General features: G+C 36.4%; 1 protein-coding gene. It reads right to left on the reverse strand.

The genetic code is table 11. The features are described from left to right. Positions 1-393, reverse strand: a 393-nt coding sequence (locus AB4Z50_RS36220; RefSeq protein WP_441887348.1) for an acylneuraminate cytidylyltransferase family protein, incomplete at both ends; no start/stop codon positions are given.

The following is a 393-nucleotide window of genomic DNA, read 5'->3' on the forward strand; positions in this document are numbered from 1 at the left end:
AGCTAACGATTGAGTCTGCATTTCTATCTTTAAACAATTTAATAGCATCATCAATGTCTTGACCTGTCCTAAAGGGACTTGTTGGTTGCAAAACTATAAACTCATTAATAAGGATGTCTTCTTTGTTCTCTAATTCTTTAATTGTATATCTGTATACATCAATAGATCGAGAATTATCGTCAGCTAAATGATCAGGGCGCATAAATGGGCATTCCGCTCCATAAGAAATAGCGACAGCAGCTATTTTTTCACTATCGGTACTTACTATCACTTTTGAAACGTACTTAGCTGAGATGGCAGCTTCAATTGTATATGCAATCAGAGGCTTTCCGTTAAGCATTTTTATATTTTTGTCTGGCAACCCTTTTGAACCGCCTCTAGCTGGAATAATGG

The organism is Paenibacillus sp. 2TAB26 (assembly GCF_052115145.1).
Taxonomy (GTDB): domain Bacteria; phylum Bacillota; class Bacilli; order Paenibacillales; family Paenibacillaceae; genus Pristimantibacillus.